We start from the raw sequence: 21,619 nt of genomic DNA, 5'->3' as shown, positions 1-21,619 counted from the left end.
AAACTCGGGGCAGCTCAAATGCGCAGTTCACGAGGGTCTGGTGGCGGCGGATCGCTGTGTCGGAGCGGACAGCACGGTCACGCTGTCCAGACGCTCGAGTGCGTCGTGCCCGGGCCCCAGGTGTAGGGCAGCGCGGAGCAGCAGGGCGAGGGCGGCGGGTGCGGTGGCCGGGACCAGGGCGGCGAGGCACAGGGACGTGCCCGTCACCAGGACGGCGGCGCTGTAGAGGCGGGCGGCGGTGCCCGGCGGGACGGCCTCCGGGGCCGGCACCCGGCGCCGTCTTCTCCACGTGCCCTGCCGATCCCCGGCAGGCAAGGCCCCGCACCCGGCGCACTCGAACGAAGACCTTGCCTGTCGCGTACAGCTATGGCCGCCCGGTCAGGACCAGGCCTGGCGGCCACCGGCGTGAACCGGACTCATCAACCACCGCTCTTGCGGCGGAAGTTGCGCTTGCCACCCACCGCGCCGTGAGCGCCGTGGATCTTCGAGTCGCCACTCGGGCCGCCGGCCGCGCTATCGGACTTGGCGCCGTGCTTGCGCTCCAGAGCGGCGAGGAACCGGGCCTTGACGTCGTCCTGGGTGGCTGGCGCGGGGGCCTCGGCAGCCTCCGTGGCCTCCGGGCTCTCGGCGTTCTCCGGGTTCTCAGGTGACTTCACGTCGCTGCTCATGCAGGACCTCTTCCTTGAGGGATGGTGGCGGTTGTTGACTTCACGCACACCATGTCATGCCCAAGCGCCCCATCTGCGGGTGGGTACCGATCCTGTACGGACAGAACCTGCGGTCGAGTGAGGGCCGGGATGGCGGGGACCTCGCCGGCCAGGGCGTCGAGATCGCCGAGTTGCTCGGGTCGGATGACGGCGCCGTCCAGCAGCTCGGTGGTCAGCCGCTCCCGGCCGCGGGCCATCGCCTCGGTGCAGCCGTCCTCGATCAGTCGCCGTAGCAGGCCGATGACGCCGCCGGTGCGGCGGAACAGGTACTCGGGCATGGCGCCGCAGGTGAGCATTCCCGGCTGGGCGCGAAGGAGGCGCAGCCGGTCCTCGATCCCGGCCAGGTGATCGACGAGCGCGCGGATCTTGGCGGGGGTCGTGTACGCGAACGGATCGAGGTCGACGAGGTCGAAGCGGCGCTCGGTCTGGGTGGCGGCCGCAGGGTTGTGGCTTCGGCCGCGCCGGATGTCGGGGACGATCAGCTGACCCGTGGCGGGGTCGATGGGCGACCGGGGCGAACGCGTCGCGGGTGCCGGGCATGGGCTCGGTGTGCGGGGCGAGCTGGCGGTGGACCTCGCGCCACAGGAACGGCCTGCTGCGGCAGTACTTCCCGAAGGGCACCGACCTGTCGGTCCACACCCCCGAACAGCTGGCCGCCGTCGCCGACCAGCTCAACCGCCGCCCACGCAAAACGCTCGGCTGGGAAACCCCAGCCGAGCGTCTGGCTAAACTCATCGCGGCCTAGACAACCGACCACGTGTTGCAACGACCGTTAGGAACCGCCAGGCATGGGGGCGGGCCTTCGACGTCGCCGGACGCCGTCAGCGGCGCGATCGGTCAGGAACCGGCGTCAGAAGCACTTGATCCTGCCGCAGTTGGGAACGGAGATCTTGTGCTGGGTGCCGGCCCTCCACTCCAGGTGCGGGATCAAGCCGATCCAGGTGAGCAGCCCGCCCAGTCCGATCTGGGCCAGGTTCTGGTCGGTCCACCAGATCGAGAGCGTTCCCGACTGGTTGATCTCCAGCCAGGCGTTGGTGTAGCCGGCGGTGCCGGAGGACCAGCAGGCCTGGTTGCCGACGCCGTAGACGACGAAGTTGCCGTCCGTCTGCATGGTCGCCCGGGTGCCGCAGCCGGCGCTGCCCGGAGCGCTCCACTCCTTCACCCGACGCTCCTGCCCGAGTTCGTTGACCTCCGTGTACCAGAGCGCCAGTTCACCGTTGTCCTCCATCTTCAGGACGGTCCACTGGTCCGGGTTCCCGGTGGCCTCGAAGGTCTGGCCGCGGCAGATGGTGAAGTTCCTCCACATCCAGGAGCCCTGGCGCTCCGCGCCGGGGGGCTGGAGGGCGCAGTCGGAGGACGGCTGGCCACCACCACCGGTGTTGCCGCCTCCGCCACCGCCTCCGGTGTTGCCGCCTCCGGAGCCGCCGCCACCACCGGGGGTCGGGCCGTTCTGGACGTTGTCCAGGCGCCAGCGCTGCTTGTCGGAGCCGTCGCACCGCCACACCCCGAGCTGCTCACCGGCGTTGTTGGCGGTGAGGCAGCCACCGTCGGTGGCGCTGACGATCCAGTACCAGCCGTTGCCCGCGTCGCGGAAGGACCAGCGCTGGTTGGCGTTCCCCTGCTGGTTCTGCGTCAGGTGGGTGCGGTGGACGCCGGGGTTGTGGTCCATCACCATGCCCTGGCCCGGCGCGGCCTTGCCGTCCGTGAGGAGGGTCTCGACGATCCACTGGCCGTTGCCCGCGTCCCAGAACGCCCACCGCTGGGCGGCGTTGCCGTTGCCGCCCAGCGCCTTGATGGAGGTGCCGGAGGCGGTGTTGGCGCCGTCGAGGTCGGCGACCAGGCCGTTGTTGTTCGACCGGAGCGTGGCGACCTGGCTGCTGCCGATGTTCGGACCGACCACCGGACCGCCGGGCGACCCGCCGGAGGATCCGCCGCCGGGCTGGGGCTGTGGGTGGGGAGCGGACGGCCCCTGGGCCACGTTGTCCAGGCGCCACTTCTGGCGGTCGCTGCCGTCGCAGGGGCTGATGGCGAGGGCTTCGCCGGGGTTGTTGGCGGTGAGGCAGTTGTTGTCGGTGTCGCTGGTGATCCAGTACCAGCCGTTGCTCGCGTCGTGGAAGGCCCAGTGCTGGTTGGCGTTGCCGTCCATGGTGCGGATCAGGTGGGTGCGGTGGTTGCCCGGGTCGTGGTCCATGACCATGCCTTGACCGGCCGCCGTCTTCCCGTCCGTCAGGAGGGTCTCGATGATCCACCGCCCGTTCGCGGTGGCCCAGAACGCCCAGCGTTGCGCGTCGTTGCCGTTCGCGCCGAGCGCCTTGATCGACGTACCGGAGTTAGTGGTGCCGCCGTCCAGGTCCGCGACCATCCCGTTGTTCGCCGAACGCAGCGTCGCGACCCGGTTGTCCGCGACACCGGGGTTGACGACCTGGCCGGTGGCCGGGTTCGGCGGGTTGGGGCCCTGCGCGAGGTTGTCGAGGCGCCACTTCTGGCGGTCGCTGCCGTCGCAGGGGCTGATGGCGAGGGCTTCGCCGGGGTTGTTGGCGGTGAGGCAGTTGTTGTCGGTGTCGCTGGTGATCCAGTACCAGCCGTTGCTCGCGTCGTGGAAGGCCCAGTGCTGGTTGGCGTTGCCGTCCATGGTGCGGATCAGGTGGGTGCGGTGGTTGCCCGGGTCGTGGTCCATGACCATGCCTTGACCGGCCGCCGTCTTCCCGTCCGTCAGGAGGGTCTCGATGATCCACCGCCCGTTCGCGGTGGCCCAGAACGCCCAGCGTTGCGCGTCGTTGCCGTTCGCGCCGAGCGCCTTGATCGACGTACCGGAGTTAGTGGTGCCGCCGTCCAGGTCCGCGACCATCCCGTTGTTCGCCGAACGCAGCGTCGCCACCTGGTTGTTGCGGACGCTGGGATTGACGACCGGGCCGGTGGCCGGGTTCGGCTGGCTCGGTTGACCCGGCGGGTTCGGCCCGTTGGCGACATCACCGAGGCGCCACTTCTGGCGGTCGCTGCCGTCGCAGGGGCTGATGGCGAGGGCTTCGCCGGGGTTGTTGGCGGTGAGACAGTTGTTGTCGGTGTCGCTGGTGATCCAGAACCAGCCGCCTCCCGCGTCCCGGAACGCCCAGTGCTGGTTGGCGTTGCCGTCCATGGTGCGGATCAGGTGAGTGCGGTGGTTGCCCGGGTCGTGGTCCATGACCATGCCCTGGCCCGCCGCCGTCTTCCCGTCCGTCAGGAGGGTCTCGATGATCCACCGCCCGTTCGCGGTGGCCCAGAACGCCCAGCGTTGCGCGTCGTTGCCGTTCGCGCCGAGCGCCTTGATCGACGTACCGGAGTTGGTGCTCGCACCGTCCAGGTCCGCCACCATCCCGTTGTTCCCGGAGACGAGGGTGGAGACCTGCCCGGCTCCGACGCCGGGGTTGACCACCGGGCCGGTGCCCGGCTTCGGCGCCGGCTGCTGGGGCGCGCGGGGCGGGACGCTGCCCAGGCCCCAGCGCTGCGAGTCGGTCGCGTTGCAGTCCCAGATCTGCAGGGCGGTGCCGTTCGCGGAGTTGCCGTCGGTGACGTCCAGGCACCTGCCCGAGGCGGGGTTGACGAGTGAACTGTTGTCGCCCTGCTGCCAGTTCTGGGCAGGGCTGCCGTTGCAGGTGTACAGGCCGACCCGGGTGCCGCGGTTGGTGAGGCCCCCGGCCACGTCCAGGCACTTGTCGAACGCCTTCAGGGTGAAGACGCCGCTGCTCGCGGACGGCGTCCAGCGCTGGGAGCGGGTGTTGTTGCAGTCGTACAGGTCGATCGGGGTCTTGTCGGCCGTGTTGCCTCCGGTGACGTCCAGGCACTTGCCCGGGAACGCCGAGTAGACGGGCACCGAGCCGGCGCCACCGCCGCCGTCACTGCCGGTGGGGCCGGTCAGGCGGAACTTCTGGCGGTCGGAGCCGTCGCAGGTGCCGACCGTCAGCGGCTGGCCGGACGCGGACAGGGTCAGGCAGCCGCCGCCGTCACCGTTGGTGATCGTCGACCAGCCGTTCCCGGCGTCGGCGAACTTCCAGAGCTGGTTCGTCCGGTCCGCCGCCACCGCCTGGAGCTCGGTGCGGTGGGAGGCGGTGTCCTGCCCGAGGACCAGCCGCTCCTCCGGGCGGTTGCCGCCGTAGGTGAGCCGGGACTCGATCAGCCAGTTGCCGTTGCCCCGGTCCCAGAACGCCCAGCGCTGGGAGTCGGTCGAGTTGGGTTGCCACGCCTGGACGGGCGTGCCCACGGCGGGCACGCCGCCGCGTACGTCCGGCACCAGTTGGGCGTCGGCGGCGGAGACGACGCTGATCCCCTGGGTCGGCTCCGGCCGCGTACCGCCGCCGGGTCCGCTGGGCCAGCTCGGCCCGCCGGGGGTGCCTCCCCAGGAGGGCAGGCTGGGCAGCGGCGGGAAGCCGGGCAGGCCGATGGCGGGGAGCGCGGGCACGGACGGGCCGCCGCCGGGTGTGCCACCGCCACCGGGGTTGGGATCGCCGGGATTCGGCGTGCCGCCGTCGTCGGCCGGATGGTTGGTGTCCGCCGGCTCGCACTTGTTCGGCTCCTCCGGAGCCTTGGGCGGATTGGCGGACGCGGCGGGGTCGTTCGGGAAGCCCGAGGTGGTCGGCCACGGCACGTTCGGCAGACCGGGCAGCGACGGCCACGGGATCGTCGGGGAGCCCGGGATCGACGGCCAGCTCCAGGAGGGCTGGTCCGGCATCTGGGGCCACGGGACGGACGGGAACGACGGCGCGCCCGGCCACGTGACGGTGGGCATGGCGGGGTGGCCGGGGAACGGAACGGTCGGATTGCCGGGGACGGAGGGCCACTTGACCTGCGGGAACCCGGGGACGGTCGGCCAGGCGAGGCCCGGGTGGTCCGGGATCGCCGGGTCGGTGACCGCCGGGAGGCCGGGGACCAGGGCGGTGCCGTCGTCGTTCCCGTTGCCGGGCAGTGGCAGCACCGGCCACGGGACGTCGGCGTGTCCGGGCATCGCGGGCCACGGGACGGTCGGGAAGCCCGGCACGGAAGGCCAGGTGGCCTCGGGGTGGCCGCCGATCGTCGGCCACGGCAGGCTCGGCACGGTCGGGAACCCGGGCCAGCGGATCTCCGGCAGATCGGGGTGGCCGGGCATGGGGATGTTCGGGTAGCCGGGGACGGACGGCCAGGCGATGGCCGGATGCGCGGGCAGGGACGGCCAGGTCAACTCGGGGTGGTCCGCCACGGTCGGCCACGGAGTGTCCGGGAATCCCGGAACGGCGTGACCGGGCCCGTTGCAGGGCATGGACAGCCGCCACCGCTGCCGGTCGGACCCGTCGCAGGCCTTCGTGGTCAGTCCGGCCCCGTCCGTCGAGGCGGTGAGGCAGGCCCCGGTGGACGCGGCGGTGATCTGGTACGAGCCGTCCTCGTCGACGGACGGGGTGAACCGCCAGCGCTGGCCCGGACTGCCGTCGGGCTTTCCGGTGGCGTCGTTCTCGATCGGGCGGATCGCCACCTGGTCGCCGTACGTGGGGAGGCCGAGCACGCTGCCCTGCCCTGCGGGGGTGGTGCCGTTGGTCAGTCCGGTCTCGATCACCCAGGTGCCGTCGGACTTCTGCCAGGTCGCCCAGTTCTGCTGCGGGGCACAGGCGGGTGCGGCGGCGCGCACCCCCGTGCCGGCGGCCGGTGAACCGCCCGTCACGTCGGCGACCAGGTTGCCGGAGGCCGAGGTGAGGACCGAGGTCCTGCCGTGCTGTGGTGCCGACGGGTCGGCGCTCGCGGGTGTCTGCGCGGTGGTGGTGTCGGCCGCGGTGGTGGCGGCGGCCGGTACGGCCGCGACGCGGGGGAGCGGCGGAAGGCCCTGCGGACAGTGGTCCCGCCCGTTCTGACGGTCCTGGGGATTCGGTTCCAGCCGGAACCCGACGGGCCGGTGGTCGGACTGGGTGTCGTTGAAGTATCCCTGGACGAAGCCGGTGTACTCCTGGGCTATGCCCGTCGGGTCACTCGCGACCATGTAGTCCAGTTCGCGTTCCCGTACCGGGCTTGTCGGCCGGGTGTCCTGACGGCTCCTTATCGCGCGCCACCCGGGGTGCGCCGCGAGCGCCCCGGCCAGAGTCGCCGGCTTGCGGTTGAAATCGCCCATGACCGCCCACTTCTGCCCCGGCCTCGCCGCGTCGACCGCCGTGAGCTGGTCGACGGCATCGTCGCCACCGTCCGTGAGCATGTGCGCGCTGTAGAACCAGGTGTCACCGAGCTTGAGCCCCAGCATGGGCTTCGGATACTTGCCGGGAACGTCGAAGTCGTCCCGCCAGCCGATGACGTCGACCTGCCCCTGCCCGTCGCCGACGTCCAGGTTCGCGTGGGTCATGAACGCGATGTTCGTGCCGGTGCTGTTGGTGTTGAGGTAGTAGATGTAGACGGTGTCCGCGTCCGGGGCGGGACGGCCCGTGACCCTCCACTCGTGCTTGTACACGGAGTACGTGTTGTTCTTCGCCCCTCCGGATCGCCTGAAGGTCCCGATGTCGTCCGGGTCGTTGGGCACCGGCGAGTAGAGGTCGTAGCCCCTCGGTGCGGTGACGGTGTCCGGCACCTCCTGGAGGGCCACCGCCTCGCGCCCCGGGAGGAGGTAGGTCAGCGCGGTCTGCCAGTTCTTCTTCTTCCGCTGCATGTTCCAGGTCGCCACCGAGTGGTCGGCCACTGCGGCGGACGCCGACGAGGTGAGCACCGGGAGGAACTGCACCAGCGTGGCAAGCAGGGCCAGGATCAGTACGCCCGTCACACCCGATGCCCGAGGCCGAGTGAGGAACGGTGGTTTCACCGGGTTTCGTACCGGCCGTGGTGGGCTGTGGTGCTCGAGCATGCCGTCCTCATATCGCGGAAACTGGACCGGCTCCCGCAGGACGCGGTTCGCCGACCGGCATCGAACCAGGCGGAGATATACGCGGCATAAACGGCCGAACGACGGCGCGCCGGGGCGTGTGAGGGTGCGCCGGAGAATCGAGGGGCTCCGGGGCCTGCGGCGCCGCAACCCACGAAGGCCCGCCCGCAGTTCCAGGACTGATGTCCAGGTGGTGGCCCGTGCCCCGCGAGGGCACGGGCCACTGCGGTCAGGCCCGCAGCCCGGTTGAACGGGCCTGCGGCGACGACGAACGCGGTTCCCGGGCGAAGGCGGCCCTGTCGCGGCCCGCACGTTCGCCGTCGCCGACGAACCCTGTTGCGGCTGGGGCAAGGCGTCAAGAACCTGCTCGCCGACAACAGCCGGGCCTGTTTCAGAAGTGGATCAACGGCTCGAGCCAGCCCCGTACTGGAACTCGGCAGGAACCTCCTCCTCTCACGGATCGACCCCGCGACGCTCCAGTTCGCCGGACCGGCGATCCCGCTGCGACTCGGGAAGGCCCTGTCCGCACCAAGGGCAGAAGCCGACCGCGATGCCCGATGCGCCCCCGTCATGGATGATCAACCAGCGTTCCTGGAGTCCGGCACTGAACCGAATCAGTGCGTCCGGGCAGCCGAAGGGGCCGCCGTGCCGATCACCAGGCCAGTTCACCCGACTCGCCACCGCCTCACAGCAGTTGGGGCGGTGGCGAACCGGGGCGCGGGCTGGACGGGGCGGGGGTCAGATGAGTGCTTCCACGATGTGGGCGCAGCGCACCGGGTCCTCGGTGAAGCCGGCGCGTAGGCCCCACATCCAGTACTCGACGGCTCGCAGTAGTGCCCATTTGCGGGCGCGGTCGGGGTCGAGGTCCGCGGCGTCGGCCAGGGCGTCGATGCACCACTGGACGCGCGAGGGGCCGAGTTCGTCGAACCGGCTCCACAGCAGAGGTGCGACCTGGTACTCGAGGACGCCGCGCACGATCAGCGGGTCGACGACGGACCAGTGTCCGTCGGGGGTGCGCAGGACCTGGTCGTAGTGGAGGTCGTTGTTGACCAGGACGGTGTAGTCGTCGTGGGACAGTTCCTCGGCCAGGTCCAGTGCGTGGTCGAGCGTGTGTCGGGGTATCGGGCGGCCGAGTTCTTCCCACTGGGCGGGGAGTTCTCGTCGGTGGTCCGCGGCGATGTCTGCCGTCGTGCGCAGGCCGTCGGGTGGCTCGATGGCCAGCCGCCGTAGCAGTGTCCCGATCACGGGGACGGCCTGTGTCAGTGGCGCGTCGCGCAGTGGACGGGTGCGGTCGAGGCGTTGCAGCAGCATGACGCCCGCCGTGGTGTCGGTGTCGAGCAGGCGGACCGCGCCGTGGCCGTTCCACAGGCGCAGGGCGAGTACCTGTTCCTGCATCTGCTGGTCGGGCCACGTGACTTTCAGTGCCAGTGGCTCGCCGCCCCGGCGGACCGGCACGACGAGGCTGTTGTAGCCGTGCATGGGTGGCCCGTCGACCTTCAGGTTCCAGCGGTCACACCATTGGGCGACGGTGTCCGGCAGGGCCGCCAGCCAACGGCGGCCCGCTTCGCCCTCGTGCTGCCAGCGGCCGAAGGCCCGAAGGGATTCGGGTACCTGCGCCAGGCGGTGTTGTTGCGGGCTTCCGGAAGTCACGGCGTCTCCATCCGGCGTCTCCGTTACGGTCTGGTCCAGGCCTTGTCGTCAGGCCCGTTCCTCGCTGATCGGTGTGGTGCGGTTGCGGTGCACTGCGGGTGCGGCGCGCCTATCGGCGAGGTGCGGTGCGGTGCGTCCGCAGGGGCGGTCGGGTCGACAGGAGATCCTACGCACCGGATGCCCTTGCCTGTCAGGTCAGTTCACGCCGAGGGCCGGAGAACTCCCGTACGGATCCAGGACGGGTGTACCTGTGCGGAGGTGCTTGTGCCGCCCGTCGGCCCCATCCCCGCCCCACGGGGGGGGGAGCACCTCGCCCTGACCGTTGTGCGGCCCGGGCGAGCAGCCGCCGGAAGCACTCCTGGCCGTCCCCCGCACCCCCTGCACCCGGGAGACAGTCCCCGACCGTCTCCCGGCCCTGGGCGGTACCGGATGGGGTTGTGCAACAGGTCGTCAACAGGTTCCGGTGAAACGGCCACGCAACCGTGGCCCGTGGGCGGATCATGTTCGGGTGCCGATCATTGCGAACCCGCCTCCGACCCCGCCCGCCAGGCCGCCGTCCTGGGAAGACCGGCTGGAGGCCTGGGTCGGGATATGCGCGGCCCGACTGGCCTTGTGGGGCCACGACTTCACCGACGGCGCGTGGCCCGACACCGAGGACCTCGCCGTCCTGCTCGCCCGAACCGTGGACGAAGTCGCCGAGATCCCCTCGATGCGGCCGGCCCACCAGGCCCTCACCGCCGCCCTCGCCTGCGTACAGGCCGCCGAACGATGGCTCCGCCCCTACAGCGCGGTCTCTCCCTCCATGGCCTGCCACCACCTGCGCCAGGCCGCCGAACACCTCCACGCCGCCCACCGCCACCTCACCGACACCGCGCCCCGAGGCCGTCCCAGCCTTCCACCCCGGCGGGGCCCGGAACACACTCCCCCGAGCCCCTGACCGCACCAACAATCCGACCACCCGCCGACGGGCCGTCAACCCGGCCCGCGAGGGCACGAGGCGGGGAGGAGGCGAGGAGGCGACCGCGACGACAGTCGGCGGGGCGGCAGGGCGGGCAGGCGGGCAGGCGGGGACACCGGGCTCGCCACCATCCTGGCCATGACGGGCACGACGACCACGCGGGCACAGCAGGCCCGAACAGCTCGGCCCCGGGCAGCCCCCCCTTTTTGCCTCATCCGGCCGGGGACGACAGTGCGGCAGCCAGGCCGGGAGCGGGCCCGAGCGGGGCAGACCGGGGCAGGCGGTCACCGACGACAGACCGGGGCGGCGAACAGGCTCTCACCACCCCCGAGGCGGAGCGGTGACGACGACCGACAAGAGAACCCCGACAACAGGCTGCGGGCGGCGGCGCCGAAGAGAGCAGCGATCGGGACGACGTCATCCCCGGGGCGCAGCAGGATGGGACGGCCGACGCCTGCCACAACGACGGGGGCACGGCCGGGGACGGCGGGAGGACTGCGGGAACAAGGCCCGGTCGGTCGGGGCGCAGCCGGGCAGGCCACGCGGCATCGGGCGGCCCCAATGGCGCGACGCGCGAAACGGGAAATCCTCCTGTCGTGGATGGCTTCAAGGGGTCATCCGGGCGGGAGCACGCCGAAGAATTTCCGGTCCGGCGGCGCTGACGGGGCTGGTGGCCGCTGGTATCGGCGACCCGGGGATGGGCAGTCATGAGGCGATCCACCCGCGCACGACTGTCCTGCGTCCCTACCGGGCCGGCCCACGGCAGCCAGGGCGGTCACCGATGGCAGACCAGACCAGCGAACAAGCGCCCCCGCCCCAGGGGACAAAGCGAGCCGGGACAGGCCACGCAGCCGCCGCGGAACAGCCAGGACGGGGTTGGTTCAGGGGCTCGGGCGGTTGCGTCTGGTGGCCGTGTGGAGGAAGCGCAGGGAGATGGCGAGGCCGGCAACGGCGGCGGTGGCCACGAGGATCATCGTGGGCTGGAGGGCGTCGTCGGGGTAATGGCTGCCGGTGACGCGTGAGGCCTCGGGGTCGTCGGCTGCGACCTCCAGCGGGACCGTCGCACCGATGCCCGGTGACCTGACGCCGTGCGGCGTGAGGGAGTCGGTGCTGTAGTCGCGGTCGGCAACCCGGTAGGTGAGCGTGTACCTCGTTCCGCCCTTCATGGCCACAGCAGCGGTGATGGTCGCGTCCACCCGTAACGGTGCGGCGTCGATGCGGCTCGCCGTCCGCCACTGCGACAGTGCCGCGACCGTGCTGAGAACCAGCGCCAGCAGTGCGGCCAGGGCACCGGTCAACGGGAGGAACCACGCGCGGCGGATCAACGATCTCATGGTCTGTCACGCTACGCGCCGTCACAACGGTGAGTCGAGGAGTACCCAGCCCCCGTCCACCGGACAGACTTCCTTCCGCGGCTGCGCGGTGATGGATTACCGGCCAGCCGAGGCCGACCGGACGGTGTCCGGCCTTTCCCGCCGGCACGCGCACACCAGCAGGCCCACCTGAACACCGCCCAACAGGCCGGCGTCTCCCCCGAGCACGCCGCCGAACAGATCGCCCAGGCACTGCCCCACCGCCATCGACAAACTTACCCCCGGCGGCGAGCTGCCCACGGGCTCCCTCGAAGACATCATCAAGCAGCAGAACCTCTGAACCCCAGGCCACCATGCGCCGTCCCGCCCCGGGACGGCGCCGCACCCACACCCCCTAACTCGGACTGCGGACCAGCAGGCGGACCCGGGGGCCGGGCAGCGGGCCAGTGCCCGGGGCCAGGACGGCGGGCGAGGAGCAGGTGGTGGTGTCGCACTTCGCCCTGGGCACCTGGCTCAACAACCAGAAGGCGAGGAGGACGGGTCGGGGGAACAGCGGGCCAGGGATAGCTGGTCGCCGAACACAGCGTCGAGTGGGCGTAGCGGGCCCTCTCCCGGCCAGGCTGGTGTGGTGGTCTGGTCGCAGATGCTGTGCGGGCTGAGCTGCGACGCGGCTGACTTGGCCGGGAACAGTGGTCATAGTGTTAGGAGTCGAACCACACGGTGAGCCTCACGTTCTCGGCGCCGTGCAGTTCTGCCAGGGTGCGCATCACCGTGAACACCGGTGCCCACGGGCCGTCTTGTGGGATGGCATCGCGCCGCGTCAGACGTTCGATGCGGTAGAGCCAGTCGCCGACTGTCCACTCGTCGCCCTCGACACGTCCGGCGTGATCGACACAGGACTTCGCGCGCAGGACATGGGTCCCGTTCGGGCCGGGGCCGTACATGTGAACTCGTTCATCCGCACGTTCGGCCGGTTCATCCCAGTCCACCGCCTTCAGCTCTGCCCAGCTGATCCAGGTCGGGCTGTGGATGCCGCCTTTCACCCGGTCGTAGGCTGCACGCGTTCGCTCGGACAGTTCCTCGGGCAAGCCCCGGTCCGGGGCGAGTGGTCTGAAGCCGGCGAAGTTGCGGACGCCGAAGAGGCAGCCGAACTCGTCGTAGTTCCGACCGCTGTAGAGCGCCTGGAGGTCGATCGCCACGTCCCACGCGGTGTCCTCGTCCAGCTGCATTCCGTGCGTATCGCGGTACTCGATGAAGCCGTTGATGTCTGTTCCCATTCGCCGGATTCTCGCAGCGCTCCACGATCGTGTGCGAGACGTTTTCCCGCAGACGGGACCAGTGTCCTGTCTGGCCGTGGGCTGCTGGAGGACCGAGAAGACGCCGGGAGGGAGCATCAGGCCGTCCACCAGCACCCATCGGCACAACTCGACGGGGCCAACCGGCACCCTGGACAACATCGTCGGCAGAAGGCGCTTTCTAAGAAGACATCTCATTTGGAGAGTCGGCGGTGGCAGATGATGGCTGCGGCGGCGATGCTGGCGAAGGCGGCGAAGTGATCGGCCTTGCGTTCGTAGCGGCGGTGGAGCCGGCGGAAGCCGCCGAGCCAGGCAACAGTGCGCTCGATCACCCAGCGGTGCCGACCGAGGCGGTTGGAGGTCTCGATCCCGCGGCGAGCGATGCGGGCGCGGGGCGGCTGCCGTGTTCTCCGGGGCCCGCCTACACCGCCGGCCCGGGCCGTGAGATCACGTGGCCGGGGTGCGGGCGTGGAGCGTGGAGTGGAGGTCTTCCAGGCGGCCCGCGCCGCGGCTGCTGCGGTTCTTGATGCCGCGGCGGATCTCGTCGAGGACCGGCGTGCCGCGTTCGTCGCCGCGCAGGGCCAGGGCGGCGGCTTCGAGGCGGGCGTCGAAGTGGGGGTCGGTGAGGTGGGCCGCCAGCACGGCGCGCAGAGCAGGGATGTCCAGCAGGACGCGGGTGCCGAGGGGGAAGTGAGTGAAGCTGTGAAGCGGACCGGGTGACGGAAGCAGGGTCGTCGACCAGGCGCAGAAAAGGACGGCTAGCGTGTCGGGCCGGTCGCCCAGGAGGGCGGGGAACGCCAGAGCGACGCGATGGCGGACGCCCGGGTCCGGGTGGTCGGTGTGGGCCAGGACGGCCGGGAGCTCCTCGCGGGAGCAGTAGCCGGTGAAGGCCGCGATGACGGTGCGCAGGGCGTACGGGTCCTGCTCGGTGTCCAACCGGGGCCGGAGGAACTCTGCGGCCTCCCGGGTGAACAGCGACTTGTCGTCGTTGTCGGCATCGAGGCCGAAGCCGAGGAAGTTGATCACGTCGAACGCGAAGCGCCGGCGATCGAGCTCGCCGCCGTCCTCGGCCTCCTCCGCGACCGCGCGGGCCCAGTCGAACCTGTCCTGGCTCTGCGACTCGGCGACCCGGAACAACGACGCGAACCAGTCGTCGTGTTCGGGGCCGGCAAGGGCCAGGGCGCGGGCCATCAGCTCGTCCGGCGTGCGGTGGACCGAGTTTCGCCTCCAGGCCGGTGACGACCGCCCGGTGGGCCGGGGGCGGCACCGCCCCAGTGCCCGCACCGGCCCCGGACTTCAGGGCCGCCCGTCTCCGCACAGAGCCCCGGGCGTCCGCTCACCGTGGCAGCAGGCGCTCCAGATGGAACTGCGCCCGCCTGTCGGGCTCGGCCTTCAGCGACTGGACCAGATAGCGCCCGGGCGGGAGCTCGACGGTCAGGTACTCGCCGCGCTCGAGGACGGCCTCACCGTCGTAGAAGACGTCCGTGAGCAGGTACCGCCCGGCGGTCAGGTCGAGGAACGGCCCGTCCTCCCACACCCCCGACCGCAGCGCCTCGCGCACCAGCGGCCGGACGTCGTCCGCGCAGTCGAAGTGGAGCGGCCTGACGAACACCCGTTCCTCGGCCAGCCACCCGACCAGCAGCGGCTCCCCGCCCAACACCAGCACGTCCCCGTGCCCGGGGACCGGGTAGGCGGCCGCGTAGTCCGCGGCTGCCTCCAACAAGGCCTCGTCGCAGCCCGTCCACCCCTCGGCGGCCGTCTCGGGACACAGCACGAACAGTCCCGAGTCAGTCCCGTCCAACCAGCCCTGCTCCACGGTCAACATGCGGGGGATCCTCGCACGTCAGAGGGGACTGACGGTGCGCGGGCAGGTGAGCCACACGACCCGCGCGTACCAGGCGATCGCTCACGATCCACGCGCCCGGGCGCAGCACGGCGAGCAGGTCCGTAGACGCAACGGCCCACCGCCGCCTTCCTAGAGGAGCAGGTCGTACGGGCGCTCCCGCCCGCACAGCCGCAACAGCGCCGCCCCGGTCAGCGCCCGAAACTTCCGACAGCAGAGCAAAACCAGCGGCCGAAAGCGGCACGGCCCCGCAGGCCACCCCCATCCACCTAGCTGATCACATCGACGCCGGGCACCTACCCGGCCGGCACGAACGAAGGCGCCCGGTCTGGGCGGCGGCCTTGTCGAGCGCGACGGTCATCGGGCCGTCTGCTCCTCGGCCGGGACCTTCTCGCCCGTGTTCTCCGGCAGGACGAGGCCAGCGCTGACGGCGACGTCGAGCACGTGCTCGCAGTACGCCACCGGTGTGCTCGGGTGGTCCGGGCGCAGCGCGGCGGGTTCGGTCCGGGCCGGAAGCGTGGCGGCGGCGCGGCGTCCGGCGACGGTGGGACACCGCAGGGTGCGAGAGTCCGACCGGGTGGTCGTGCGGGCGGGTCCTCCCTTCATCCGGTGCCGGCAGGATCAGCTCCGGTGGCCAGACAAAGGACCAGGCCCCCGACGCGCGACCCGCACCCCGCGCCGAGGGATCGGCGCGGCCCGGACGGCCATGCGGGTCCGTGTGACAGGTGACAGGTGACAGGTGACAGGTGTGACGGTTGCGGAATTCAGCTCAGCAAAGTCCGGCAAAAGTCCCGGGAAATGGAATGATGTCCGAAAATCGTTACACCAGGTTGCGGCCTGAACACCTCTTGTTAGTGTCCCTTCAGTTCGACTCGCATGCCCCACCTCACACACCAGGGAGTTTGCGTCATGCTGAAGCGACGAATCGCCGTGGCCGCCGGGGTCGCCATGATGGCTCTGGCCGTCGGCACCGTGCCCGCCCACGCGACCAACGAAGTCAACTTCGCCGAATGCCTGTTCGCCAGCGACTACTTCACCATCGGCATCACCAACGACAACGGCACCGGTTTCAGGAGGTGCTTCGCGAACGCCGGCGACATCTGGATCGACCAGAGGTCGGTCACGAGTTTCAGCAGCGGCAACAACGCCGGGTACTTCGAGTACGAGCCCGGCGACGGCTCCCTCTACCGCCACACCTTCGGCAAGAATCAGGCCATCACCAAGAACTACGGCACCATCACGACGCTCCACATCAACTGAACCACCGGCCGGTCACAGGAGGCCGTGCCCCTGTGACCGGCCCCCCACGGGGTCGGCGGGGCCCGGGACGAGGGGCGCGAGGACGCGCTGGGTGGGGTTGATGAACTCGTCGTTGCCGTCGTCGTCCGAGTTCACCGAAACGGCGACCGACCCCGTCGCCCAGGAGGCCGGGCCGAGCAGGAGGAAGAGGACGAGCAGGCCGCGCCCGACACCGACCAGGGCCAGCGGACGGGTGCCCGACGCCGGGCCCTCCGGTTCGCTGCCCGGCTCCTCGCCGAACAGGCGCTTGGGGTAGGCCGACGAAAGCATCGTCAGGTAGGCGGTGTGGCGCATCCGGTAGCGCAGGACCGCGACCGTCGCCTCGTACAGCGGCGGTGGCATCCGGCCGAGGGCCAGGACCACGAGCCAGATCACGATCGACGCCGTCCGCCAGCCCCCGTACGCCAGGCCCTGCGCGATCGAGGCCTCCGACAGCGTTCCCGGAGACCCCCTGTCGCTCGGTGGTGCTCCCCGCGGAACTGACCGACATGCAACTCCAGTGGCTCCATCGAAAGAGGACCGCCGTCCCGCCGCCGTCCGCGCCGCGACCGTGTCCCGGCACCCTCGGTGGCCGACCGGACGATGCGGCCAGCGGGTCGGGCGCGGCGGTCCCGGTGTCGGCCCCCTCCCCCGAGACCCCACCGGGCGGGTGGTGCTGCGCGAGCAGCCGACCGGGGCCGTGGCGATGATCGCGGCGACGGCACCGAAGGACGCTGGATCGATACCTTCGAGGCGCCCCGCGGCCTGGTGACCGCCTTCCGCGCGCCAGGGAGGCTCGCGCCGCTCCCGAGGCCGGGCGAGTCCAAGGAAAACAGACCGGGAAGATGACCTGGGCCACATATGCCACGACACATGTGTCGTGTAATGTGTCCGATATGAGCACTTCAGAGAAGAATCCGACCCTCGTCTTCATCCCCTGCTTCTCCGGCGCCCCGTGGAGCGCCGAGCAACTGGCCCCCTACGGCGAGGCACCCAAACGGACGCTGCGCCTGCCCGAGGGCGTCGACGACATAGAGCGCTACGCCGACCACGTCGAGAGCGCGATCGCGGACCTGGACGACTACGTGCTGGTCGGCGACTCCTTCGGCGCGAACATCGCCCTCGCACTGGCGACCCGCCGCCCGCGGGGCCTGCGCGCCCTGGTCGTGTCCGGCGGCTTCGCGGCCAACCCGGTCGACTCGAAGCCGTGGAAGGCCCTGATGCGGGCGATCGGCAGGGCCCGCGGGCCGCTCTACCGGCAGCTGACACTGCGCGCCCACGCCCACCGCCTCACCTCCCCGTTCGACGGCGAGGGCCAGGTGCCCTGGAGCCAGGCACGCAGCCGCGAACTGTTCCTCGCCAACACCCCCACCGTCTCCTTCGGCGCCCGCCTGCGGGCCGTCCTCACCGCCGACTACGTCGACGCGCTGGGCCGGGTCCAGGTCCCGGCCCTGATCCTGACCCCCTCCCACGACGTACTGATCGGCGAGAACGCCTCCAAGGTCATGCTCGCGGGCATCCCCGACGCCCGGGAGGTCGTGCTGCCGCGCACCGGCCACATGTTCCGCTTCTCCCACCCGGCCACCTACGCCGCCGTGGTCAACGACTTCCTCGCCACCCTGCCGACCACCCGGCGAGACGCCGATGCGTAAGGCCGAACACCTGCGGTTCGCGATCCTGGCGGCCCAGCGCGAAGGCAACCGGCTGCTGATCCAGGCCCTCAAACCGCACGGCATCACCCCGTCACAGGCCGAGGTGCTGCGCCTGCTCCAGCAGCACGGCACCTTGAGCCTCAACGGGCTCGGGCAGCTCCTGGTGTGCGAGAGCGGCACCAACCCCAGCCGGCTGGTCGAACGCGTCGTCGCGGCCGGGCTGGTCGAGCGCCGCACCGACGCCGCAGACCGCCGCTACCTCCAGCTCAGCCTCACCCCCGAGGGCGAACGCCTGGCCACCGCCGTCGCCGGGATCGAGGAGTCCCTCTACGCCGCGATGGACACCGCCTGCCAGGGCCTGGACACCGACGCGATGCTCACGTTCCTGCACAACTTCATCGACCCCCTGCCCTCGGGCGAGGCCCTCAACAAACGCCTCGCCCTCGACTGACACCCCGCCCCCGACCGTCGCCACGGCCCGCACGGGACCGCACGGCCGCACAGGACCGGCCGACCGCGCGCCGGGGAAGGAACGACCACGCGGTTCGAACACCCCGACCGTCGACGCGCCCGCCGGCGAGGTCCTCGCCCACCCCGCACGCCCACCCCGCACGCCCCCCTCGCACGGCCCGAAAACCTCCCGCGCTGGAACTACGCACTCGACACCACCGAGCAGGCCTCCCCGGGACCGATCGGGGCCGGCACGACCTACCGCCGGACCCGCACGCTCCCGCGCCCGGCCGAGGAGCACTTCCGCATCACCGCGTACGCCCCCGAACCTTCTGACCGTGGACGGCGGCTTCGACCCGTTCACCGGCACCACCACCAACCGGCTCACCCCGCTCGACCAGCACACCACCCGACCGGTCAACACCCGTCCACCTCACCGCCCCCGAAGTCCTCAAGGCCGTCACCACGGTCACCGCCGCGGCGGACCGCAGTTCCTCCTTCTCCGCGGTGGTCAGCCGGTCGTCGCGCGGGCCGGGGCGAGGTCTTCGACCTTGGCCAGGTGGGCTGTGACGCAGTCGAGCGCCATGGCGCGCATCCGGTCGACCGTGTCGGCGACGATGCCGCGGATGGCCGGGTTGGTGGTCGCCTCGCCCCAGGTCCGCACGCCGACCAGGGCCTCGGCGGGGTCGATCGCGGCGATCAGGCGGGCGAGCAGTTCGTCGGGGTCGGGCGGGCTGTCGCTCGCGGCGTATTCGCCGAGGGCTTCAGCGCGTTTGGCGAGCAGCGCGTGGGCGGAGGCCCGGACCAGGTCGGCCTTGCCGCGGTAGTGGGCGTAGATCGAGCCGGTCGAGAGGCCGGACTCGGCCGTGATGCCGGCGATCGAGGTCCGCTCCAGGCCGTTGCGGCTGAAGCAGCGTACGGCGGCCTCGGTGATCTGGGTGCGCCGGAGTTCCTTGCGTGCGTCGGTGAGCCGTGGCACCGCGCCCTCCGTCAAGAAGAATTGACGTTCTGCTTGCAGAGGGAACTGCAGAGAATCCCTGCTCTGTTTGGTGCGGGGGCGGGCCCCGGGTGGACAAGCCCAGGCCGGAAGGGGGCCGGGAGGCTGTGCTGCCCGTTCCCGTGAACGGGGCCGGGCGCCTGGGCCTCGTGGCACGGGGACACCGCGATGCGCGGCCGCAGGCCCGTGGGGCACTGGCGGTCTGTCGGGCTGCGGGCACGGCGGCTAACGTACGGGTGCAGGCTCGGTGACGCTTCGTCACCAAGTGTCGCCATGGGTCCGCCATGGCCTGCGCAGTACGGACGGGACTCCATGCCCGGACGCACGCCTGCCGAAGACGTCCATCGTGCGACTGGAGACCTCATGAATCCCATCTCCGATTCCCGCCGGCAGCGCCTGCGCGCTTCCGGCGCCGCGTGCGCCGCGATGGCGTGTGCCGTCGCCCTCGGTGCCTCGACACCGGCGCACGCCTTCAGCGGGGGGAACCACGAGAAGATCACCCGGGCCGCCCTGGGCCCGGGGGGCTGGCACCCGAACTCGCTGACGGCGATGGCGGACGGGAACTCGGGCGCGATCGTCGCCAACGACCACGGCGAGTACTTCGGCATCGGCAAGCTCCACTGCGACAACGCCGACTACCTCGACCCCAGGTACGGCAGCCGCTACCCCCGCACCCGCGAGCAGGCCAACGCCGAGATCATCGACTGCGTCGAGGGCTCCATCGACCACGTCAGGAGGGCCGTCGCCGCCGCGGACCGGCTGGTCGACGCGAACGGGCGCGTCATCGCCACCCAGACCTCCATCTCCCCGGCTTGCTCGTGGAACGACCGACCGGGACGGGCGAAGTGCGAGGTGATGGAGGACCTGGGCCGCGGCTGGCATCAGATCGAGGACTTCTACGCCCACAGCAACTGGGTCGACCAGGCCGTCCCGGGAGCCATCGGCGTCAAGAACCCCCCCGGTCTGGGGCGCACCGACCTGCCCGTGTTCTTCTCCATCGGTCGTTACAGCTCCATGAGCAGGGCGGACTGGGTCAAAGACGCCACTGGCCACATCCCTCACGACCTGGCGACGGGCTGCTATCCGGACCGCGACCACAGCGGGACGGTTTCCAACTGCACGGGTCGCGTCACTCATGACGGGGTCCTGAACAAGGACACGAAGGACAGTCCGCGCTCGGTCGTCGCCCACAACTTCGACCACGCCTACGACCTCGCCGTCAAGGACATCGCACGCCAGTGGAAGGACTTCGAGGACGAGCTTCAGCGCAGGTATCCGAACAACGGCCGGGCAAAGGCGATGATCTGCGCCATCACCCATGACCACCCGGACAAGACCTGCTCCTGACACACCACCGCGGCGCCGGCCAGGCCGGCCCGAACGGCCCGACCACACCCGCCGGTGGCACCAGGAGACCGGCGGACCCGATGTCCCGCATTCCGCAACGGGAGGAAGGCCCCGCGTGTCCCTTCGACGCACGGCCTTGAGGATCGCCGCCGCGGCGGCGGCCGTATCGGCGACCGCCCTGCCCGCCTCCGCCCAGCCACCGGCCTGTCGACGGCCGGACCGGCACACGCGACGGCGGCGGACCGGGCCGGCTTCGTCATGGGCAAGGCCCAGTTCGACCGGATGTTCCCGAACAGGGACCGGTTCTACACCTACGACGCACTGGTCGGCGCGATGAGCGCCTACCCCGGCACCAACCTGACCTGCTGAGCGGAACGGAGAAGTCATGCGCGGATTCCTGACCAGGCTGTTCGTCGCGGCGGCCGCCGCCGCACTGACCGTGGTACTGCCGAACGCGGGCGCGGCGACGGGCGCGACCGTCACGGGCACGACCGTGACGGGTGCGGCGGCGCCGACCCGCACCGCGCCGGTTGCGGCCGCCGCGGTCAACCACACGGTGACGTTCGTGAACCACTCGTCGCAGAAGCTGTGGATCGGAAGCGGCGTCAACGCCGACGGGTCGAAGCAGTTCACCCGGCTGCCGGTCCTGGCTCCCGGCCAGTCGGCGACGGTGACGATCCCCGAGACGGCCGCCCCGTTCCACTGGCGTGGGAAGTTCTTCGCACGCCAGGGATGCGGCGGGGCCCTTGGCAGCACCTTCCACTGCCGGGTGGCCGACTGCGGCCCGGCCGCCGACCACTGCACGACGGGCGAACAACCCGCCAGCCTCGCGGAGTTCAACTTCGACGCCAAGGACGGCGCCGCCCCCTGGTACGACGTGAGCTACGTGAACGCGTTCTCGCTGCCGATCACGATCACTCCGGTGAACGCCACGATCCCGGCCGGCGGGGGCTGCGACACGCGGGGCTGCGCGGCGAACCTGCTGCCCTACTGCCCGCCCGCCGACCTGACGCGCGGGCCGGACGGCAAGCCGATGCTGTGCACCAACCCCAGCCGGGACACCCCCAGCAGCTACAGCCGCGCGCTCAGCGCGAAGTGTCCCAAGGCCTACACGTGGTCCAAGCAGGACCAGGTGCCGGGCAACAAGGTGATGCAGCAGTGCAGCCGCTGCAGCGGCTTCACCGTCACCTTCGGCCCCACCGCGTGAGCCACCCGCCCCGGACCCCGGCCCCCGGACTCCAGGGCCGCCGCGGCCCCCGTCACGACCGCGTGACCGAAGAGAGGAACG

General features: G+C 71.2%; 18 protein-coding genes and 3 pseudogenes. 7 read left to right on the top strand and 14 right to left on the bottom strand.

The features are described from left to right. Positions 1-27: 27 nt before the first annotated feature. The 3 genes from ACIO9K_RS18440 to ACIO9K_RS18430 all read right to left on the bottom strand — a co-directional run bounded on the left by ACIO9K_RS18440 (position 28) and on the right by ACIO9K_RS18430 (position 985). Positions 28-270, bottom strand: a complete 243-nt coding sequence (locus ACIO9K_RS18440) for a hypothetical protein (RefSeq protein WP_400331052.1) — start codon at positions 268-270, stop codon at positions 28-30. Positions 271-419: 149 nt separating this feature from the next. Further along, complete coding sequence (locus ACIO9K_RS18435; RefSeq protein WP_363620473.1) at positions 420-668, bottom strand: DUF5302 domain-containing protein; 249 nt, start codon at positions 666-668, stop codon at positions 420-422. After that, positions 665-985, bottom strand: coding sequence for a hypothetical protein (locus tag ACIO9K_RS18430; protein WP_400331050.1), 321 nt, complete (start codon positions 983-985; stop codon positions 665-667). Before ACIO9K_RS18430 ends, ACIO9K_RS18435 begins: the two co-directional genes overlap by 4 nt. 305 nt (positions 986-1,290) lie before the next feature. Here ACIO9K_RS18430 and ACIO9K_RS18425 point away from each other — a divergent pair. Continuing rightward, a pseudogene (locus ACIO9K_RS18425) lies at positions 1,291-1,452 on the top strand (transposase); the annotation flags it as partial. Between the two features lie 105 nt (positions 1,453-1,557). Here ACIO9K_RS18425 and ACIO9K_RS18420 read toward each other — a convergent pair. The 3 genes and pseudogenes from ACIO9K_RS18420 to ACIO9K_RS18410 form a co-directional block, all read right to left on the bottom strand. Further along, a complete protein-coding gene (locus ACIO9K_RS18420; RefSeq protein WP_400331048.1) occupies positions 1,558-7,449 on the bottom strand; it encodes an RICIN domain-containing protein in 5,892 nt (1,963 codons plus the stop codon). A gap of 552 nt (positions 7,450-8,001) precedes the next feature. Then, positions 8,002-8,232, bottom strand: a pseudogene (locus tag ACIO9K_RS18415) (DUF6980 family protein); the annotation flags it as partial. 54 nt (positions 8,233-8,286) lie between these two features. Continuing rightward, a complete protein-coding gene (locus ACIO9K_RS18410) occupies positions 8,287-9,198 on the bottom strand; it encodes an aminoglycoside phosphotransferase family protein (protein ID WP_400331046.1) in 912 nt (303 codons plus the stop codon). Positions 9,199-9,706: 508 nt separating this feature from the next. Here ACIO9K_RS18410 and ACIO9K_RS18405 point away from each other — a divergent pair. Further along, positions 9,707-10,135 carry a hypothetical protein gene (locus tag ACIO9K_RS18405; protein WP_400331044.1) on the top strand — a complete coding sequence of 143 codons (429 nt, stop codon included), beginning with the start codon at positions 9,707-9,709 and terminating at the stop codon, positions 10,133-10,135. Positions 10,136-11,037: 902 nt separating this feature from the next. On the opposite strand, the gene ACIO9K_RS18400 is transcribed toward ACIO9K_RS18405, so the two are convergent. From ACIO9K_RS18400 to ACIO9K_RS18375, 6 genes and pseudogenes are all read right to left on the bottom strand, one after another. Beyond that, positions 11,038-11,490, bottom strand: a complete 453-nt coding sequence (locus tag ACIO9K_RS18400; protein ID WP_363586069.1) for a hypothetical protein — start codon at positions 11,488-11,490, stop codon at positions 11,038-11,040. A gap of 680 nt (positions 11,491-12,170) precedes the next feature. Further along, the gene (locus ACIO9K_RS18395; RefSeq protein WP_400331042.1) at positions 12,171-12,746 is read right to left on the bottom strand and encodes a hypothetical protein; all 576 of its coding nucleotides are present in this window, start codon (positions 12,744-12,746) and stop codon (positions 12,171-12,173) included. Positions 12,747-12,958: 212 nt separating this feature from the next. Beyond that, positions 12,959-13,171: pseudogene (locus ACIO9K_RS18390) on the bottom strand (transposase); the annotation flags it as partial. Between the two features lie 40 nt (positions 13,172-13,211). Further along, complete coding sequence (locus ACIO9K_RS18385) at positions 13,212-13,955, bottom strand: hypothetical protein (RefSeq protein ID WP_400331040.1); 744 nt, start codon at positions 13,953-13,955, stop codon at positions 13,212-13,214. A 145-nt stretch (positions 13,956-14,100) separates the two neighbouring features. Then, positions 14,101-14,589: an Imm21 family immunity protein gene (locus ACIO9K_RS18380; RefSeq protein ID WP_400331038.1), complete on the bottom strand. Its 489-nt coding sequence runs from the start codon at positions 14,587-14,589 to the stop codon at positions 14,101-14,103. Between the two features lie 375 nt (positions 14,590-14,964). Beyond that, positions 14,965-15,213, bottom strand: a complete 249-nt coding sequence (locus ACIO9K_RS18375) for a hypothetical protein (protein WP_363620492.1) — start codon at positions 15,211-15,213, stop codon at positions 14,965-14,967. A 303-nt stretch (positions 15,214-15,516) separates the two neighbouring features. Here ACIO9K_RS18375 and ACIO9K_RS18370 point away from each other — a divergent pair, with 303 nt between their 5' ends. Then, the gene (locus ACIO9K_RS18370; RefSeq protein WP_363586064.1) at positions 15,517-15,867 is read left to right on the top strand and encodes a beta/gamma crystallin domain-containing protein; all 351 of its coding nucleotides are present in this window, start codon (positions 15,517-15,519) and stop codon (positions 15,865-15,867) included. A 12-nt stretch (positions 15,868-15,879) separates the two neighbouring features. Here ACIO9K_RS18370 and ACIO9K_RS18365 read toward each other — a convergent pair whose 3' ends face one another. Continuing rightward, entirely contained in the window at positions 15,880-16,746 is an 867-nt protein-coding gene (locus tag ACIO9K_RS18365; RefSeq protein ID WP_400331090.1) for a DUF4389 domain-containing protein, read from the bottom strand. A 35-nt stretch (positions 16,747-16,781) separates the two neighbouring features. Here ACIO9K_RS18365 and ACIO9K_RS18360 point away from each other — a divergent pair, with 35 nt between their 5' ends. Together ACIO9K_RS18360 and ACIO9K_RS18355 are read left to right on the top strand one after the other, a co-directional pair. Further along, complete coding sequence (locus ACIO9K_RS18360) at positions 16,782-17,537, top strand: alpha/beta fold hydrolase (RefSeq protein WP_400331034.1); 756 nt, start codon at positions 16,782-16,784, stop codon at positions 17,535-17,537. Then, on the top strand, positions 17,530-17,988 hold the full coding sequence (locus ACIO9K_RS18355; protein ID WP_363620498.1) for a winged helix DNA-binding protein: 459 nt from the start codon (positions 17,530-17,532) through the stop codon (positions 17,986-17,988). Before ACIO9K_RS18360 ends, ACIO9K_RS18355 begins: the two co-directional genes overlap by 8 nt. Positions 17,989-18,498: 510 nt before the next feature. Here the strand turns inward: ACIO9K_RS18355 and ACIO9K_RS18350 are convergent. Then, positions 18,499-18,966, bottom strand: coding sequence for a TetR/AcrR family transcriptional regulator (locus tag ACIO9K_RS18350; protein WP_400331031.1), 468 nt, complete (start codon positions 18,964-18,966; stop codon positions 18,499-18,501). A 381-nt stretch (positions 18,967-19,347) separates the two neighbouring features. On the opposite strand from ACIO9K_RS18350, the gene ACIO9K_RS18345 reads away from it, so the two are divergent. Next, positions 19,348-20,331 (top strand): hypothetical protein, encoded by a 984-nt coding sequence (locus tag ACIO9K_RS18345; RefSeq protein ID WP_400331028.1) that lies wholly within the window; start codon positions 19,348-19,350, stop codon positions 20,329-20,331. 385 nt (positions 20,332-20,716) lie between these two features. Next, positions 20,717-21,538: a thaumatin family protein gene (locus ACIO9K_RS18340; RefSeq protein WP_363620503.1), complete on the top strand. Its 822-nt coding sequence runs from the start codon at positions 20,717-20,719 to the stop codon at positions 21,536-21,538. Positions 21,539-21,619 lie beyond the last annotated feature (81 nt).

Origin of the sequence: Kitasatospora sp. NPDC087271 (assembly GCF_044744605.1) — a bacterium.
GTDB lineage: Bacteria > Actinomycetota > Actinomycetes > Streptomycetales > Streptomycetaceae > Kitasatospora.
The sequence above is the reverse complement of the archived record's forward strand: the minus strand, read 5'-3'. Positions and strand labels throughout refer to the sequence as shown.

Excerpts from the sequence above, each read along its gene's own strand:
- ACIO9K_RS18380 (WP_400331038.1), bottom strand. The coding sequence starts at position 14,589 with ATGTTGACCGTGGAGCAGGGCTGGTTGGACGGGACTGACTCGGGACTG.
- ACIO9K_RS18360 (WP_400331034.1), top strand. The coding sequence starts at position 16,782 with ATGAGCACTTCAGAGAAGAATCCGACCCTCGTCTTCATCCCCTGCTTC.
- ACIO9K_RS18395 (WP_400331042.1), bottom strand. The coding sequence starts at position 12,746 with ATGGGAACAGACATCAACGGCTTCATCGAGTACCGCGATACGCACGGA.
- ACIO9K_RS18430 (WP_400331050.1), bottom strand. The coding sequence starts at position 985 with ATGCCCGAGTACCTGTTCCGCCGCACCGGCGGCGTCATCGGCCTGCTA.
- ACIO9K_RS18400 (WP_363586069.1), bottom strand. The coding sequence starts at position 11,490 with ATGAGATCGTTGATCCGCCGCGCGTGGTTCCTCCCGTTGACCGGTGCC.
- ACIO9K_RS18375 (WP_363620492.1), bottom strand. The coding sequence starts at position 15,213 with ATGAAGGGAGGACCCGCCCGCACGACCACCCGGTCGGACTCTCGCACC.
- ACIO9K_RS18340 (WP_363620503.1), top strand. The coding sequence starts at position 20,717 with ATGCGCGGATTCCTGACCAGGCTGTTCGTCGCGGCGGCCGCCGCCGCA.
- ACIO9K_RS18435 (WP_363620473.1), bottom strand. The coding sequence starts at position 668 with ATGAGCAGCGACGTGAAGTCACCTGAGAACCCGGAGAACGCCGAGAGC.
- ACIO9K_RS18365 (WP_400331090.1), bottom strand. The coding sequence starts at position 16,746 with ATGTGGCCCAGGTCATCTTCCCGGTCTGTTTTCCTTGGACTCGCCCGG.
- ACIO9K_RS18345 (WP_400331028.1), top strand. The coding sequence starts at position 19,348 with ATGAATCCCATCTCCGATTCCCGCCGGCAGCGCCTGCGCGCTTCCGGC.
- ACIO9K_RS18385 (WP_400331040.1), bottom strand. The coding sequence starts at position 13,955 with ATGGCCCGCGCCCTGGCCCTTGCCGGCCCCGAACACGACGACTGGTTC.
- ACIO9K_RS18355 (WP_363620498.1), top strand. The coding sequence starts at position 17,530 with ATGCGTAAGGCCGAACACCTGCGGTTCGCGATCCTGGCGGCCCAGCGC.
- ACIO9K_RS18370 (WP_363586064.1), top strand. The coding sequence starts at position 15,517 with ATGCTGAAGCGACGAATCGCCGTGGCCGCCGGGGTCGCCATGATGGCT.